The following is a 17,365-nucleotide window of genomic DNA, read 5'->3' as shown; positions in this document are numbered from 1 at the left end:
CTCATGTCCATTACTGTTTTCGGATCAGACGATCTTTCCGACCTTTCGGGATCCTTACACGAATCCATCCGGGAAGAGATCCGTAGGGAGAGAGGATTGCATTCCCCTTTAATCGTGATTCCCAATAAGAGTATGGAGACTTGGTTGTATCTGGATCTTGTGAGAAGATCCGGAGTGGTGTTCAATCTTAGGTTTCTGTTTCTCGAAAAAATTCTGGAAGAATTGCTACTAGGTAAATTCTCCCCGAATATCGATTCTAGATCCAGACCCTTTCTACAAAACGATAGCAGAAAGTTCCAGATTTACTCCGTTCTATTGAGGTCTCCCGATCTGATCCGGAAATATCCGATTCTAAAATCGTATCTGCTTCCTAAAGGCAGAGAGACTCCCGATCCGGATCGACTCTTGGATCTTTCGGGAAGAATGGCCAAATACTTCAAGGACTACGAATTACACCGTCAGGACTGGATCCGGAATTGGACCGGCGAGAAATATTCCCTTTTAAGGGTGCCGGGAGAGGATATCTGGGAAGAGATCGCGACCCAATCCGAAATCTTCTTCTTTCAAAAAGAATTATATTCTTATATTTCCGAATCGTCACAGAAGGAAAATCTGATTTCCTATTCGATGAAAATAGGAACCGATGAGGAAAAGGCTCCTACGGGCCCTCCTATCGATTTGCACCTTTTCGCATTATCCCAATTATCGGGAACCTATATCGCTATTTTTCGGAATCTATTGCCCGAAGTGAATCTAAAAGTATATCAATTCGGAATCCCGCAGGATTCGGAGGTTCCGGGGCGGGAAAGATCCGAGATATGTAGGAACTGGGCCAACCCGTTCCGTTCTCTGAGAAAGACTTGGGAAAAGGCCGGTGCCGAATTCGTAGACCTAAAAAATTCAGGCGCTTCGAAGCAATCCGTAAAGGAAAGCGTTCTCGGGAAATTTCAGAAATATTTAATTTATGGATCCTTGAATAAGGATCGACTTCCTCCCGATCGAAGCCTTACGATTCTGGAAGCTCCCGGGAAGCAAAGAGAGGTCGAGGCTGTCTTCCAGAATATCTTGGCCAAGCTATCCGATTCTCCCGAGACTAAATTGACCGATTTCGGAATCTTCTGCGCGGATCTGGCTTCTTATCGTCCCGCGATCGAAACGGTATTCGACGGAGGGATAATCGCCAAGCTGTCCCAAAAAGAATCCAAGGTGGGAACAAGAACCTTGGCTTATACGATACGGGACGTTCTCGCGGGAGAGGCGAGTAAGTATACTAGTGCCGTTCTTTCGCTATTTCCTCTTTTATCCGGACAAAGATCCAGGGCGGATCTCTTTCAGCTTTTTAAGAGTCCTTGTTTCCAATCCAAATGGGGGATCGATTCGATCACAGTGGAGGAATGGTCTTTACTTGCGGAGAATCTGGAACTTTACCAGGACGATTTCACGGAAGAATCCGAACCGGTTTCCTTTTCCTTTCGGAAAGGTTTTGTACGATTGGCTGCGGGCTACATATTGCCCGAGGAGGAAGAATTTTCTCTTCCCGTTTCTCCTTACGATTCCGGATCCGAGTCTTCGGAACTTTGGATCTCGATTTGGGCTAGAATATCACGCAGTCTGAACGGATTCCAAAAGAGGCTCTCTGATCCGAAGATGGACGGATCTTCGATTTTGGAATCCTTCCTTTCCTTGGTGTCGGAGATTCTTACTTCCAAGATTCCCGAATCGGAGGAGGAAGAGATAGAATTGAATTTGAGGGATTCCTTCGAGGAACTCAAGGACTTTGATTGGGATCCCAAAGATCCTAAGGATAGAATCCGATTCCTGGAAGCTTTCGTGAAGCAGTCTTCGCAAGAGATCCAAGTCAGAAAAGGAAAATACCTTACCGGAGGGATCACGGTTTCCGCTCTCCAGCCCATGCGCCCGATTCCTTTTCGTCATATCTATATTTTGGGCCTGGGAGAAGGATTGTTTCCCGGTTCGGACGATAAGTCCGCTTTTAACTTAAGGCATATTTCTCCCAGAGAAGGAGATATCGGTCTGCGTTCCCTGAACGAATCCCTGTTATACGAAACGATTCTTTCCGCCAAAGAGAGTTTGGTGCTGTCCTTCGTTTCGGAGAATATTACGAATGATGAAAGTATTGCTCCGTCCTCTTCTCTCCTTCTGATCGAGCAGGCTCTAAAGGAGAATGTTCTTCTTCCGGAAAGTCATTTGCGTTCTAAGGTCCCCTTGAATAAGCATAGTAAGGAATATTTTTCCTCTTCCGAGACGGAAGCTCGAAACGATTTCCTGAAAAATTACGATCTATCCTCATCGCTCATACACGGTTCGGATTCCGATCGCATATTATATTCTAAAAAGATTTTAGGAGCGGATTCCTCCCCTGCGATCTCGGCGATTCAGAACGTCGGCGAAACGAAGGAAATAGATTGGAACGAACTTGTAAAATTCTGCAAATCCCCCCTCGCCTATCATATGCAGAGAAGATTCGGATTATATGTGGAGGAAATTTCAGAGACCGATACGAAATCGGAGGAACCGTTTCGGATTTCGAACGAACTCGGGTTTTTATCGGATATTTGGAACGATAGTCTGCGTCCAAGGGAGAATTTCGAACCTAGGAATCTGTACGATTCTTTAAAGGACGTCTTTTTTCTCTGGGAAAAGAAAGGAATGACCCCAAGAGGAATTTATCGAGATGTGGAGTTTCTTTCCAAGGCTCGTAAGATCCGCGATCTAGCGAGTTCTCTAGAGGAAACTCTTTCCGGTTCCAAAGTCTATACCGGTTTGTCTTTCGGCGCTTCTCAGAAGAAGGAACCTTTATTAGCCCTGCCTTCCGTTCCCTGGAAAAAGAAGGAATTTTCCTTGGATCTGCAAGGCCTCAAGGAGAATATTCTGCTCAAGAAAGAGGCTAACGGAGAGGATTCGATTTTATTCATATATCCGAATTCTTCCAAGAAATTAAAAAATCTAATAGAGCCCTACTTGGCGCAATGTTTATTGGATCGCTTGTCCGGGAATTCCCATCCTAGATCCGTGATCGCGATTTTAGGGTACGGAGATTCTCCTGTAGTCTTACCCATGAACCGAAAGGGACAGGAGAATATTAGAAAAAAATTTTTAGACGACCTGATCACGGAATTTTTAGAACCCAAATCCTCGCTAATCTCCCCGAAATTATGGGAGGACTTTCCGGACCGTTCGAATTCCTCAGCGCAGGAAGACCAAGATTCATTTCGGGAGCTTTCCGAAGAATATCTGATTTGGGCGAAGGAATCCGTTCAATACGATCCGGAAATCTATTTGGACCGGGTCCTTAGACTTCTCTCCTATCCGCAGGATTACGTCACGGAAGGGGACTTTGCCCTTTGTTTGAAACTTTACGAACCCATAATGAAGGCGATCTATGCCAAGGAATGACCTAAGCGCAAAGTCGGGAGATTTCGTGGACGGGATCGATATCTCCAAAAACGGATTCATCGCGGCTTCCGCAGGTACGGGTAAGACACATACGATCGTTTTTCTAGTATTAAAAATTTTGAAAGAATCTTTTCTTTCTTCCTTAAAAGGAGAAAAGAACCCGATCGGAATCGAGTCCATTCTGATACTTACTTATACGGACAAGGCGGCTTCCGAACTGAGGGGAAGAGTAAGAGCGGAACTCAAGAATCGGATTTCTGAATTGGAAAGGAAGACGGATTCTCTTCCGGAAGAAATCCAGGAGTTGGATTTTTTTAGAAACCAATCCGCAAAATTGGACCAAGCGTATATCTCCACCATCCATGGATTCGCTCATAAGATTTTAAAAGAATATTCCTTGGAGATAGGGCAACCGGAGAATACGGAACTCGTTAAGGAAACCGCTCCGATCGCAAAAGCTTTGTACGGCAGAATGCGACAGGAGTTCCGTGAAAAATATCCGAAATGGCTTTTACCTTTCCTGATCTACGAAGCCCAAGAATCCTACAAAGACGGTTTTCATCGTAAGACCTGGGAAAATCTAGTATGCGATCTGGCAGTTAAAAAGGCGGGAGCACCGGATACGGTGGAATTACTCCCCCGCCCCGAACCTTTTCCTTCTTGGGAAAGAGTAAGCAAAGCCATCCTCGTCTTGTCCGAATCCTTCCCTCGTCTCTTGCAAAGACAGGAGAATATTCGTAAAGGAATCAATGCCCAGACTTATAAGGCAATCCAGATCCGACAAAAAGATTTCCAAGAATCCCTCTCCATATTAAAAGCCAACGAAGCTTCCTTTGATTCTATTTCCTTTACCCTGGCTCTTAAAAGAATTCTGAATTTGGAAAGAAGCAAGCGAACCGGCTGGGACGTTATCTTACTCAACGAGGAAGAATTAAAAAAAGCCACCGAGGAGGAAGATTATCCTTCTTATATCTCGGAAAGGGATTCCTTTCGGCAAATCGGTTCCGTATTTTCGGAATTAAAAAATTCGGTTTCGAGTTTCGTAATTTCTTTGGCTGAGGATTTAGCCGAAGATTCAGTACTCATAAAATCGGAACAGGGCCAGATCACCTACGGAGATATGATTCTCCATTTAGCGAACGCTTTGAGCGGAAAATCGGAAACGGTCACACTATTAAGAAAACGTTTCCGTTATGGAATCATAGACGAATTCCAAGATACCGATTCGGAACAGTTCCAGATATTCAGCACCCTGTTTCTGGAAGAAAATAAAAGTCCGGAGCGACCCGGTAGCTTATTTCTGATCGGAGATGCGAAACAATCCATATACGGATTTAGAGGAGCGGATTTGAATACTTATTTGGCCGCGAAGTCCGATCTGGATACCGGGGGAAGATTCGCTTCCTCTTCTCTGGTTTATCCTGAATTGGACACGAACCGGAGATCCTTGCCTGAACTCATCGAAGCTTATAATACCTTATTCGCCTCTTCGGACGGAGGATGGTTTCCGATCCAGGAGGGAAATTATCCTCCTATAGAATATTCTTCCGTCCGGGCTCCTGAGAAGCCCGGAAAAGCGGTGTTATATTCGGATAAAAGCGGAAGAGCCGCGTTAAACGCCTTTGCCTGTTCTCCCGGAAAAAATTCGGACGGTTTAAAGGAAGAATACTCCCAATTCTTAGCGGAGGAAATCCTACATCTAGTATCTAAGAAGTCCCTGGTCTTGAATCGAGAAAACGGAAATTCTTCGGGTTATGCGACTTGGTCCGATATCGCGATCTTAGTACGGAGCTGGCAGGATGCGGACCTACTACGTAGACAATTGCGTGCCAGAGGTATTCCATACACATACCACAAACAGGCAGGTTTATTCAAATCGGGAGAAGCGATCCGCATTAGGGAATTATTAATCTGTCTCCACGAAGAAGGTAGCCGGGATTCTTTTTATAAACTATTAGTATCCGACTTATTCCATATCTCTCCTTTGAACCTGAAGGATTACGAAGAATATCCGATCGAATCCAGAGAAAAACGTCTTTTGGAATCCTGGAGAAGGTTCGCTAGAAAAAAAGATTATCCGGGATTATTCCGTTCCTTACTCACGGAAAGCGGACTTTCTTCTCCTTCCGAAAACGAATCCCTTCCCGACTGGGAAAGAAAGATCGCAAACTTCCGACAGATTTTTTATTCTTTAGCCGAATATTCTTCCGGTAAGAATTTAGGTCTCTCCGAATTGGTCTCGTATTTGGAAAGCGAAATCGCTTCGGACAAGGACGACGATTATCTGGAAAGGGATTCCGAAGAGGATCGGGTGCGAATTCTTACCATGCATTTGAGCAAGGGATTGGAATTTCCTATCGTATTTCTTTTCGGAGGATTTACGGGCTGGGGAAACGCCTCTCGATCCAAGATATTCGAATATTCCGTTTCCGTAAAGGGTGAGAACGGAGAGGAAGGGAAGAGGAAGGTCGTAAGCCTTGAACCCTCTCCGGGAGTCGATATTTTGCGGAATACGATGAACGAGGACAAAAGATTATATTATGTGGCGGTTACCCGCGCAATGTACAAATTCTATTTTCCTCTTTTGCCTGCCTCCGACCCAAAAAGACCGTTGGAGCTATTTCGCCAATCTTTCCAAGCCTCTATCCATAGATTCCCCGAAGAATCTTCCGTTCAAATGATACGAAGCCTGGAAGACGGGGACGGATATGCGACGGAGTGGATCCGGAAAGGAAAAAAGAAGGAAGAATCGGCTCCCGGTAAAAAATCGGAGAAAGCCAAAAAAACTCCCATATTCGTACCGGAATGGCCAAGGGATGCAGAGGCCCGGAAAATCGTATTAGAAAGTTATTCTTCCCTGGATAAATTCCTACAAAATGAAAATCTAAACTTCCAACCGGAAGAGTCCAGAACTCTAAAAATGGACGAGACTCCCTCCGAAGAGGAAACGATTACGGACCTCCCCTCCTCCAGTCGAATGGGAAATCTACTCCACCAACTCTTGGAGACTGCCGATTTCGAGGAATACAGGAAGGCTAAATCTCCCAAAGAACTTTCCCCGACTACAAAAAGGAAATTCTCCGATTTATTAAGAATGTACGGATACTCCGTCGATCGTGAATTATCCGAAAAATTCTCGGACCGCATAGCTGAACTGCTTTGGAATACATTACGCTCTCCTTTTCTGGAAGACGGAATTTGTCTGGCGAATATCGGGACCGACGACAGAAAGCACGAGGTGGATTTTTATTTGGAGTCGGATTCCGCCGGAGAGGATTTATTGAACGGCACCGTGGATCTCATATTCCGCCACCAAGACCGCTATTGGATCCTGGATTGGAAATCCAATCTTTTGGAGTCGGATTCCGGAGGAAAAGGCGGATATTCGCAGGAATCGATTTCTAAGAAAGTGCAGACCTCCTATTCTCTACAGCTCTATCTATATTCCGTGGTTCTGGATAGATGGTTGCAATTCAAGTACGGAAAGGATTACGACCCGGACCTAATGGGGGGGATGTATTTTCTATTCTTAAGGGGAATGGATCCTAATAAAATAGAACAGGGAGTGTTTCTACAAAAACTGAGTCCGGAGTTTCTACAAACCTCTAAGGAAAAAGTGCAGGAGGCCCTCGCGTTCAAGAAAGGCTTCGAGGATAGGACCGAATGAACGAAGAGAATTTAGACCTAGAACTTCAGGAAGAATATGCAAAATTCTTAACTAAAGAATTCGCGTTTTTCCTGCCCGGGATTTCTCCGGAAAAAATATACGAATGGAATCTTTCCCTGGTTCGAGCCTCCAAGCAAGGAAGTCTAGCGGTTCCTGTCGGGGATCGCGTTCCGCCCGAATCGGATTTATTCAAGACTCGCGGAAATTTATTATACTTTCATAAAACGTTCAAAAGATTAAAATACTTGGAAGAAGGCTTTCGGAGTCTATTGGCGCTTCAAAATTCGGAGGAAAATTCAAAGAAGATTCCGTCCGTAATCGGAGATATCACCGAGATCAATCCCTTACTCATCCGAAAAGGCTCCCAGGATTTCGTTCTTTGCGGAGAAGGAGAACAGAGAAAAGCTTTGGAAGCTGCGCTGGCTCATCCTTTCTTCGTACTGACCGGTGGTCCCGGAACCGGCAAAACGACCGTAATCGCGAATTTACTTCGCGGACTTGTACGCATGGGCTATTCCTCTTCCGGTATCGGTTTGGCCGCTCCTACGGGAAGAGCCGCGCAAAGGCTCAAAGAGTCCTTGGACAATTCCTTGGCCTTCGCGAAAAGAAAGGAAGAGTCGGATCTTTCCTTGGCCGGACTCTCCGCCTCCACTTTACATAGACTACTGCAATACAACCCTCGTAGGAAATCCTACAAATTCGGAGAATCCTTTCCCCTACCCTATGAAGTGATCGTGATCGACGAGGCTTCCATGGTCGACCTGAATATGATGAGTCGATTACTGGAAGCCCTGCCCGTCTCCCAAAAGAAAAATTTCAGACTGATTCTTCTAGGGGACGCCAATCAATTACCGAGCGTGGAGGCGGGAGCGATTCTTTCCGATCTGGTAAAAGCTTTGGCTAAAGTAAAATCTTCTCATTTTCTGGAGTTGCAAGTGAGTCGTCGTCAGGAGGAAGGTGCAGGTTCGATTTCCCAGGCGGCAAGAATCTGCATTCGTGAGAACGGTAGTTTACGCGATTTTCAATCCAGTGCCGTTAGCGAAATTAGCTTGGAAAATCTGCAATCTGCCTTGGATGGAAAAGGTTTTTTTACGATCCGGAAGGAAGATTCTAAAGATTTGGAGACATTACTCGAAACGTATTCGGATAAGGCAATTCTCCCGAATCTGGAAAATCTACCGGATCCAAAGGATTCGAACGCCATCCAAAGATACTTAACTAAGGATATAAATCGTTCCCGTATTCTCACGATACTCAGAAACGGTTTCTACGGTAGCGATTCCATCAATCGTAGACTTACTCTTTCCCTTCTATCCCGAAAAAAAGAAAGGATCGTAAGAATCGGAAACAGGACCTATTTTCCAGGATTGCCGGTGATGATCACTCGTAATGACAGAGCCAGAGGAGTATTTAACGGGGATACGGGATTGGTTTTGGAAATGGAGACTCCGAACGGAGAAAAAGAGCTACGCGCCCTATTCTTGATAGAAGGAACCATCCGAGATTTCGCGTTAGATACTTTGCCTTCTCACGAGCCTGCATTCGCGATTACGGTCCACAAATCCCAAGGATCGGAATACGATTCCATACTCATCCTATTTCCGCCCGATCCCCAGGATCTGGATCCGAACGATCTGTCCTTGGAACTTTTCCGCAAAGAAATCCTGTACACAGCGATTACCCGCGCTAAACAGAACGTAATCCTCTCTGCGGGAGAAAAACTACTGGGCTTCGCGTTAGAGAACCGTTTCGAACGTGTTACCGGATTCGAATTATAAGAAATCCCTTATTTATGATCCCTGGTATAAACTCCGTCCCAGGAATTAGGAGGCGGAGTGGCTTTGTATTCCTTGCATCTGTCCGTCAATAATTGGACTGCCTTATCGGAAGAACCTTTGGCCTGTTCGGATTCCTTGAACTTCTTAATTGCGGCTTCCCATTTCCTATCCAAATAGAGCGTTAGGCCTTCTTCGTATAAGCCTACTATTTCTTTCTGCTTATTGGCGCCGTTTTTGAGTTCGCTAATCGCTTCGTACAAAATCACCGGTTCGTTCTTGCCTTTCACTCGGACTAGATCCAGTTTTCGAGTGAAGATATGATCCTTGATTTCGGAATGGACAGCATCGGAAACGAGAATCGAGACTCCGTAATCCTTACCCGCAGCTTCCAAGCGCGCGGCTAGATTCACGGTATCCCCCATCATTGTATAAGAAGCTAATGCGTCGGTTCCCATGAATCCCACTTTTGCCAGTCCCGTATTCAAACCGATCCGTATCTTCATGTCTCTAGCTTCCGGAATATATCTATGACCTTTCTTCCAAGAGCTTCTCAATTCTTCCAGTTTAGCCAACATCTTTAAAGACGCCTTAGTCGCCTTGAGGCAATGACCTTCCACTTCCACGGGAGCGTTGAAGATTCCTACGATCGCGTCCCCGATATACTTATCCAAGACTCCGTCGTGCTCCTTCAGGATGAGCGTCATCGCCGAAAGGTATTCGTTCAAGAGCTCCGCGAGTTCCACAGAACTTAACTTTTCGCTAATATTAGAAAATCCAGCCACATCCGAGAAGAATGCGGTCACCCTTTTTTCGGTACCTCTTTTTAAAGCCGCGAGATCCTTCATGGCTTCGCCGATCACCACAGGGTCGATCATACTACCCAGGATCCCTTTGATTTTTTCCCTTTCCCGGAGTCCGGTCACCATTTGGTTCAAAGCGATGGAAAGATTTCCGAATTCGTCCGATCCTCCCGGTTCGAATTCCACATTCAGATCTCCTCTCCCCACCTGTTCGGCGTTGCGAATGAGACGTTTGATTTTCTGGACTACGAATCCGGAGATGAAGACCGCGAGAAGAATGGAGAATCCGCAGATCACTAATGCCGAAAGCACAGCTCGGTCCCTATTACTTCGTATGGACCTAAGTCCTTCCGTGCGATCCACTATGGTTCGTGTGATTCCGGCAAAATTCGCGGAAAGAACCACCGTAGGAAGATCGTCCGTATTCTCCGAAAGCAAAGGAGTGGTGTCCAATTTCCAAAGAATCTGCTCCGCCTCGGTGCGGCTATTGCCTATGATTCCGTCCGGAAATAAACTCTTCAGTTTCGCGGTGGGCGTTTCGCTTTGACCGGAATAGATCCATTCTCTCAGACCGTTCCATCTCTTTTCGAAGATTTCCCTCCCTTCTTCGGATTGAACGGACTTCCCGTAATCGGAACCGTCTGGTCGGAATCTCAATAGTACCTGGTCTTCCAAAGCGGAGTCTCGTATGGATCCGATCGCCTCTACTGCAAGCTCGTCTTCTTCCTTGGGAGGATTATTGCGCAGATAACTCGCATAGAGAAGTTTGCGTTTCCTCACCAGTCCCGCGTATTTATCGTACTGGGTTTTGAATTCCTTGTCTTTGTAGGGAGGAATCGGAGGTTTCTTCTCTCTCAGTTCCTTGACTCTCGCATCCAAGATCGGAGGAATTTTGGAGAGTTCATCCAGAACCGCTTTTTCTTCCGAAAGATAATTGCTCCAGGATCCTAGAATGGTCCTCCTACTCTCCACGAGTTTGGCTCTTTCCGTAGAAGCGGGATTTCGAAAATGAGGAGAATACAAGGCCTGTAATTCCAGACTGTTCTGCTGGAAGGAACTAGGTACGAGTTCGCCTAAAATTCCGATATCCACAAGGGAGGATAACGCGCTTTTTAATCCTTCCTCCAAATTCTCCCCTAGTTGCGCCTGGTTTAATTCGGATTCGGGATCGAAGATCTTGGTGTCTACTGTCGCTTCGGAGGGTTCTCCCGGTATGATTCCCGAAATCGGAAACGTTTGGATCCTGAATCTGCCCGTATCCAGACCCAATTCTTTTATTTTACGTTTTCTAGATTCCGCCATATGAGCTACGATATGAGAATCGAGTTCGCTACGGAGCTTACGAACGGAAAGGGACTGTTTGCGCAAATCCTCTTCGATAGCCGAAATTTCAGTAGGGTCCTGTTTTTCCTGGGCTTCCTTTAATTCGAAGAGTCGCTTTTTTAGGATCCCCATGTCCCGATCCGCCAAAACGAATTTCTTGGCCAAATTTTGGAGTTTGTCGAATTCCTTTTCGGATAAGGTCTCATGCCCTCCTTGCTGGAGTTGCGCTTTAATATTCTTTTCCAGGATTTGGATATCGTCCTTGGAAAGATATTCGGAGTAATAGGTATCCAGAGTCTTTCTGACCTTACTCTTACCCAATGCGCCGAATAAGCTGGTCTTGATTCCGAAAAAGGAGACTTGTTTCTCTTTTACTAGAGTCTTAGTCGTTTTATATTTTTTTAATGCTTCCGTCTGTTTACTGACCCGCTCCCGGAACTCCTCGATTCGGATCAAGCTTTGGGAGATATTGTCCAATTCAAGAACGAGAGAAGAGATATATCTTCGGGAAATTTCCGCTTCTCTCTCGTAGCTTTCGGTAAGAATTTCCGTTTGTTGACGGACATATATGATGGAAAGGATGAAAATCGTGAGAGCGATCAGGCTCCCGGTGAAAAGGGCCAATTTTGCCCGTATTCCGGAATAGAATGCCTTGGCGGCGACTAAAAATATATGCAAGAAGCGACCGGTGAAACCCGGTTTTTCGGAATCGTTCTGACTCATATAGAAAGACAGCCACGGGATTTTTTTCTGGCAAGCATATATTCCGGAAATTTATTTACGGAAGAAATCCGGAAAAAGGATTAGAATAATTTCTCGTAACTTGCGGTTCTATAATCCGCGGTCAGATAGAATGTGTGGGAACAAGCGGGGCATCTGTAGTTTCCCTTACCCTGCACTCTCAAAATCTGTAAACAGGCGGGACAAGCAGCAGTACTTTCGGTGATCGTATGCACAGGTGTTCCGATCCGACCGGAAAGCAAATAGTTTTTAGCGTCTTCTCTCGTTCGGAAATAAGGAATCGTTCTAGAGACGCCGAATCTTTCCCAATCTTTCGTTAAAATTTCCGAAAGTCCGCAAGCCGCAAAACGAGAAGAAGGGTGGCTGGTAGAAGAATCTCTCAGTAGTCCGAGCCCGATTTCGTCCCAGGCTTGCAAGTCGTTCGCATCCAGGAGAATATAGTAAGGCTCGGAGCGCAGTAGAGGATCTGTTTTTTCCCGGAAGTTGTTTCCAAGAATAGAATCTAGTTTTCCCTGCAGGTTGACAATCAGTTCTTTCACGAGAAGTGCAAACCCTTCGAACCTTCGATCCGGTACCGCTTTTCCGCAACCTAAAAATGCCAAAAAGATTGGACTTTTCCTCTTTCGACGATTTTTTTTACGTAATGGGACAATGGAATCGTAGGACTCTTCTTTTCCCCCTTGATCTGATCTTTATGGTGGCCTCTTATTTTCTGGCTCACCTCATCCGCTTCGAGTCTCTGGGCTTTCTGGACCGACTCGAGGAGTTCCTCATCCCTCTCTCTATCGTAGTCGTTTGTCGTTCCATCGTATTCCTGTTTTCGAATATTTATAGATCCATCTGGGCCTACGCATCCATCCACGATTTGGTGGAGATCATAAAGACCACGATTCTATCTTCTCTGATCTCCAATACGGCGCTTCTTTTTTACAACGGATTCGAGCATCTTTCCCGGATGATTCCGGTGATAGACACTCTTCTTCTCCTAGGATTTTTATGTATCCGCAGTCTTTCCTGGAGACTAGTGAGAGATCAGTATATTCTTCACAAAAGAAAGGGGGAAGGAATTCCTACATTGATTTTGGGCGCGGGTAAAACCGGAGCCACTCTTCTTACCGAACTCAGAAGGCATAACGATCTGAATCTACTCCCCATAGGTCTTTTGGACGACGACGAGTCCAAAATCGGAGCTCATATCCAAGGAGTTCCGGTCCTAGGCAAACTGGACCAGGCGGAGGACACGATCCGCAATCTGGGAGTGAAAAAAGTACTCATAGCCTTCAATCGTCCGGACGGAAAATTCATCGGCAAGCTAATCCAGACCTTCGAGTCCTCGGAAGTAGATTTCAAGATTCTGCCCTCCTTGGGATCCCTATTCTTCGATCCTCCTCGGGTCCAACAACTGAGAGAGATTCGGGTAGAAGACGTTCTGGGTAGACCTGTTGTAGACTTGGAAATCGAGTCCATCCGTTCTTATATCGCGGGAAAAACCATTCTTATCACCGGAGCGGGAGGTTCGATCGGAAGCGAACTTTGCCGACAAATGGCAGTTTTCCATCCCAAGAAAATGATTCTATTGGATTCGGCGGAGACACCTCTTTACGAAATCGATTACGAGTTACGAAAATCTTTCAAGGACACGGAGATTCAATTCTCCGCGGTGATCGCGGATATAAAGAATCCTTCTCGGATCGGTTCCGTTTTCCAGACTCATAAACCGGAGGTGGTCTTTCACTCGGCGGCCTATAAGCACGTTCCAATGATGGAGATCAATCCTTCCGAGGCGGTTTTGAATAACGTATTCGGAACCAAGAATCTGGCGGATATCGCGGTGGCCTTCGGAACGGAGAGGTTCGTTCTGATCTCGACGGACAAGGCGGTCAATCCGGTGAATATTATGGGAGCATCCAAGCGTGTTTCCGAACTTTATCTTCAGATTCTTTCTCCCGAAACCAAGACCAAATTCATTACTGTGAGATTCGGAAACGTGTTAGGTTCCAGCGGCTCAGTGATTCCCCGTTTTAGGGAGCAGATCAGCAACGGAGGTCCTGTCACGGTGACTCATCCGGATGTGATCCGTTACTTCATGACCATACCGGAGGCTACCCAGCTCGTATTACAAGCGGGAGCCATGGGAGAAAAAGGTGAGATCTTTCTTTTGGAGATGGGAGAACCGATCCGCATTCTCCGACTTGCCGAAGATATGATTCGTCTTTCGGGTTTAAGACCTTATACGGATATACCAATAGAGTTTACGGGTTTGCGTCCCGGTGAGAAACTCTTCGAAGAACTGCTGTTAGACCTGGAAGGGATCAAAAAAACCCACCACCCAAAAATCAGGATTGCAGCTCCCTTAGTGGACAGAGATCCTAGCAGCTTCCAGGCCAGATTTTTGGCACTATTGGAGGCAGCGAGAGCGGATAGAGAAGAGGAAATCTTCTACTGCTTTAAGGCCTTGGTTCCGGAATACAGAATCCATAAGGATTATATCAGCGAGGAAGCGTCCCGTAAAATCGAAACAAATGGATAATACGAATCAAGAGGATCTACAAGCGCTTCGCGAATTCAAAAAACAACTTTTCACAGTCTACTGGGAAAGGTTTGGAACTTTTTATGTGCACGCTATGCCTCATCCGGATCTGAAAATCGGTAAACGAGGATTGGTCGGAGAGGAACCCGAGTCCGGAATCATTCTAGTCATAGGACCGCGTGCGGCCAGGGATATCCGAATAGAAGAGCAATGGGTGTATTCCGAGCTCCAATTCGGTTACACCTGGGAGCAGGTCTTCATTCCTTGGGATAGCGTTTTCCGCTATTTCGATAAATCCCAGCAAACGGTTACCCAGATGAGAATCTATCTAGGTAAAACGGAAGAACCGGCTCCGAAGGCGGAATCTTCGCAAGAAACGCCCGATTCGACCGAAGCGGTTTCGGATTCCAAGGCCAAAGGAACGAAAAGAAAAGATAATGTGATCCAAGTGGATTTCGGGAGTAAAACAAAGAAATGAGCAAATACAAATGGTTTGTTGCCGGAGACCTGGACGGCTTCTTCGGATTGATGATCGATAACCTGATCCAGATCTTGGTGTTGATCGCGCTTTGTACTGGTCCTTGCGGTATGCCCCAAGATTTCGTATTCAAGGTCGTGATTCCAGGGGCGGCAATTTCCCTTTTGATCGGAAACCTGTTTTATGCCTGGCAGGCAAGACGCCTAGCTTTAGAAGAAAACCGCTCGGATGTGACCGCTCTTCCCTACGGAATCAATACGGTTTCCCTATTCGCATTCGTATTCTTCATTATGTTTCCGGTATATCTCAAGACCAATAGCTATAAGGCAGCTTGGTCCGTCGGGCTTCTCGCGAGCTTTCTCTCCGGTATGATCGAATTTTTCGGATCCTTCGTAGCGGAGAGAGTGAGAAAGGCGACTCCTAGGGCGGCTTTACTCTCCGCATTAGCCGGGATTGCGCTCACCTTTATCTCCATGGACTTTCTGATTCGGACGTTTCAGAATCCTCTGGTTGCATTCGTTCCGTTCGGGATCATACTACTCCAGTATTTCGGAAGGGTAGTATTTCCTTTTAAGATTCCTGGAGGATTGATTTCCGTGATTGCGGGAACGCTACTCGCTTGGTATTCTCCTTATTTTTCCGGAAAGACTTTGATGGATCCGGATGCGTTAAAATCTTCCTTTAGTATCGGACTCTATCTGCCCGTTTGGAGCGGAGGAGAATTATTTTCCGCGTTCAGCCAAGCGGATATCCGAGAATACCTTTCCATCATCCTTCCTATGGGGATCTTCAACGTAATCGGTTCCTTGCAAAATATAGAATCCGCAGAAGCAGCGGGAGATAAATTCAATACCCGTAATTCTCTTATGGCGAACGGAGTCGGAACCATAGTAGGATCCTTATTCGGATCTCCTTTTCCTACGACCATTTACATAGGGCATCCGGGATGGAAGGCTCTCGGCGCCCGATCCGGCTACTCCACTCTGAACGGAATCTTCATGACTGCGATCGCGTTTCTGGGACTCATGGGATTCGTATCCAAACTGGTTCCTATCGAAGCGGGAATGGCGATCGTTCTATGGATCGGAATCGTAATCGGATCCCAAGCATTCGAGGCGACTCCCACTCGTCACGCTCCCGCAGTCGTGATCGGACTCTTGCCGGCACTAGCAGGATGGGGAGTTCTTCTCTTGCAAAGCGCTTTCAATTTCTCGGATCCTATTCTTTCCAAGGCGATAGAAGGAACCAATGCAGCTTCCCAAACGCCTAATATCTGGCTTTCTCAAGTTCCTTTGGACCAACCGATTTTTCCGTATCCACTCGGAGGGCTTTTAAGTCTGTCCCAAGGATTTCTTCTCTCGGCCATGGTCTGGGCTTCGATTGCGACTTTTATCATAGACCGGGATTTCAAAAAAGCGATTATTGCGAGTTTGGTCGGGGTGATACTCTCCGGAACCGGGTTTATACATGCATATTCCCTACGAGGAAACGCGATTCTAACCCCTTTTGAGCTGAATTTCGGACCTTTTGCGCAGGGATATTTATTACTTGCGGGACTTTTCTTGATCGCTTCTTTTCTCAGAAAGGAACCAAGAGCGGTCTAATCACTACCGGAATTAGAAGGCCGGAGGGGGATCATCCTCTAAACGCTTCTAAAAGGAGTTTCTTTTATCTATGTCGCTCGTTCGAAGAATCGGACTATTTGCACTCACGAATATCGCGGTCACATCCACGATTATCGCGATCGTGCATTTTTCAGGCTTAGGAGCCTATTTGCAAAAATCAGGGATTTCCTACGGAGGAATCCTCGTCATGTGTACGATCTGGGGTATGGGCGGAGCCTTTATTTCCCTACTGATTTCTAAATTCTCCGCAAAGATGGCCATGGGAGTCCAAGTCATCGATCCTAGAAATGCAAGCGGCTGGCAAAGAGACTTACTCGTGAGAGTACAAAGACTTTCCGAGGCGGCGGGATTGCCTATGCCGGAAGTGGGATACTACGAATCTCCCGAAATCAACGCATTCGCCACAGGCCCTAGTAGAGACAGCGCTCTAGTCGCCGTTTCCACAGGACTACTGAACCGTATGGAAAGCGGAGAAGTGGACGGAGTCCTAGGACACGAACTCTCTCACGTGGCCAACGGAGACATGGTGACCATGACTCTAGTGCAAGGTGTGGTGAACTCTTTCGTATTCTTCTTCGCGTGGATCGTGAGTACTCTCATCGTTTCCCAACTCAACCGAGGAGACGACCGAGAAGAAAGAGGCGGCGGAGGGTTCTTCATGCAATATATGATCCAGCAGGTTCTTGTAATGGTATTCGGAATTCTAGGCTCTATCGTGGTAGCCTACGTTTCCCGCGCTAGAGAATATAGAGCCGATGCGGGTGGAGCGAAACTCGCAGGAAGGCATAATATGATCGCCGCTTTGGAAAAGCTAAATATCGCATTTTCTAGGGATCCTGTAGACCAAAGAGGAGAATCCTTAGCGACCCTGAAGATTTCCAATCGGGCGGGAGGACTCGCATCATTATTTGCGACTCACCCTCCTTTGGAAGAAAGGATCGCCGCTCTTAGAGCAAAAGCCTATTGATGAAAACGAGGGCCCGAAAGGGCCCTCTCTTCTTTCCGG

At 46.4% G+C, this 17,365-nt stretch carries 9 protein-coding genes; 7 read left to right on the top strand and 2 right to left on the bottom strand.

All coding sequences use genetic code 11. From position 1 onward, the window contains the following. Window positions 1-3 precede the first annotated feature (3 nt). Genes LEP1GSC061_RS11875 through recD form a run of 3 tightly spaced genes read left to right on the top strand, consistent with a single transcriptional unit; the run spans window position 4 to window position 8,862 of the window. Window positions 4-3,417 (top strand): exodeoxyribonuclease V subunit gamma, encoded by a 3,414-nt coding sequence (locus tag LEP1GSC061_RS11875; protein ID WP_016545493.1) that lies wholly within the window; start codon window positions 4-6, stop codon window positions 3,415-3,417. Continuing rightward, window positions 3,404-7,084, top strand: coding sequence for a UvrD-helicase domain-containing protein (locus tag LEP1GSC061_RS11870; RefSeq protein ID WP_052006535.1), 3,681 nt, complete (start codon window positions 3,404-3,406; stop codon window positions 7,082-7,084). The genes LEP1GSC061_RS11875 and LEP1GSC061_RS11870 overlap by 14 nt, the downstream gene beginning before the upstream one ends. Continuing rightward, window positions 7,081-8,862, top strand: coding sequence for an exodeoxyribonuclease V subunit alpha (gene recD / locus LEP1GSC061_RS11865; RefSeq protein ID WP_016545640.1), 1,782 nt, complete (start codon window positions 7,081-7,083; stop codon window positions 8,860-8,862). The genes LEP1GSC061_RS11870 and recD overlap by 4 nt, the downstream gene beginning before the upstream one ends. Window positions 8,863-8,870: 8 nt before the next feature. On the opposite strand, the gene LEP1GSC061_RS11860 is transcribed toward recD, so the two are convergent. Both LEP1GSC061_RS11860 and LEP1GSC061_RS11855 read right to left on the bottom strand, forming a co-directional pair. Further along, window positions 8,871-11,708: an adenylate/guanylate cyclase domain-containing protein gene (locus tag LEP1GSC061_RS11860; RefSeq protein WP_040508584.1), complete on the bottom strand. Its 2,838-nt coding sequence runs from the start codon at window positions 11,706-11,708 to the stop codon at window positions 8,871-8,873. An 80-nt stretch (window positions 11,709-11,788) separates the two neighbouring features. After that, window positions 11,789-12,265, bottom strand: coding sequence for an STAS domain-containing protein (locus LEP1GSC061_RS11855; RefSeq protein ID WP_040508659.1), 477 nt, complete (start codon window positions 12,263-12,265; stop codon window positions 11,789-11,791). Between the two features lie 56 nt (window positions 12,266-12,321). Here LEP1GSC061_RS11855 and LEP1GSC061_RS11850 point away from each other — a divergent pair, with 56 nt between their 5' ends. From LEP1GSC061_RS11850 to htpX, 4 genes are all read left to right on the top strand, one after another. Next, entirely contained in the window at window positions 12,322-14,256 is a 1,935-nt protein-coding gene (locus LEP1GSC061_RS11850) for a polysaccharide biosynthesis protein (protein WP_016545745.1), read from the top strand. Beyond that, entirely contained in the window at window positions 14,249-14,734 is a 486-nt protein-coding gene (locus LEP1GSC061_RS11845; protein ID WP_016545438.1) for a ClpXP protease specificity-enhancing factor SspB, read from the top strand. The genes LEP1GSC061_RS11850 and LEP1GSC061_RS11845 overlap by 8 nt, the downstream gene beginning before the upstream one ends. Further along, entirely contained in the window at window positions 14,731-16,338 is a 1,608-nt protein-coding gene (locus LEP1GSC061_RS11840; protein WP_016545547.1) for a membrane protein, read from the top strand. The genes LEP1GSC061_RS11845 and LEP1GSC061_RS11840 overlap by 4 nt, the downstream gene beginning before the upstream one ends. Before the next feature lie 70 nt (window positions 16,339-16,408). Then, entirely contained in the window at window positions 16,409-17,326 is a 918-nt protein-coding gene (htpX, locus tag LEP1GSC061_RS11835; protein WP_016545738.1) for a protease HtpX, read from the top strand. The last annotated feature ends 39 nt before the right edge of the window (window positions 17,327-17,365 follow it).

Source organism: Leptospira wolffii serovar Khorat str. Khorat-H2, from assembly GCF_000306115.2.
GTDB classification, from domain to species: Bacteria; Spirochaetota; Leptospiria; order Leptospirales; family Leptospiraceae; genus Leptospira_B; species Leptospira_B wolffii.
The sequence above is the reverse complement of the archived record's forward strand: the minus strand, read 5'-3'. Positions and strand labels throughout refer to the sequence as shown.

What these genes read in the sequence shown, in the direction of transcription:
- recD (WP_016545640.1), top strand. Translation starts at nt 7,081, where the DNA reads ATGAACGAAGAGAATTTAGACCTAGAACTTCAGGAAGAATATGCAAAA.
- LEP1GSC061_RS11850 (WP_016545745.1), top strand. Translation starts at nt 12,322, where the DNA reads ATGCCAAAAAGATTGGACTTTTCCTCTTTCGACGATTTTTTTTACGTA.
- LEP1GSC061_RS11860 (WP_040508584.1), bottom strand. Translation starts at nt 11,708, where the DNA reads ATGAGTCAGAACGATTCCGAAAAACCGGGTTTCACCGGTCGCTTCTTG.
- htpX (WP_016545738.1), top strand. Translation starts at nt 16,409, where the DNA reads ATGTCGCTCGTTCGAAGAATCGGACTATTTGCACTCACGAATATCGCG.
- LEP1GSC061_RS11870 (WP_052006535.1), top strand. Translation starts at nt 3,404, where the DNA reads ATGCCAAGGAATGACCTAAGCGCAAAGTCGGGAGATTTCGTGGACGGG.
- LEP1GSC061_RS11840 (WP_016545547.1), top strand. Translation starts at nt 14,731, where the DNA reads ATGAGCAAATACAAATGGTTTGTTGCCGGAGACCTGGACGGCTTCTTC.
- LEP1GSC061_RS11875 (WP_016545493.1), top strand. Translation starts at nt 4, where the DNA reads ATGTCCATTACTGTTTTCGGATCAGACGATCTTTCCGACCTTTCGGGA.
- LEP1GSC061_RS11845 (WP_016545438.1), top strand. Translation starts at nt 14,249, where the DNA reads ATGGATAATACGAATCAAGAGGATCTACAAGCGCTTCGCGAATTCAAA.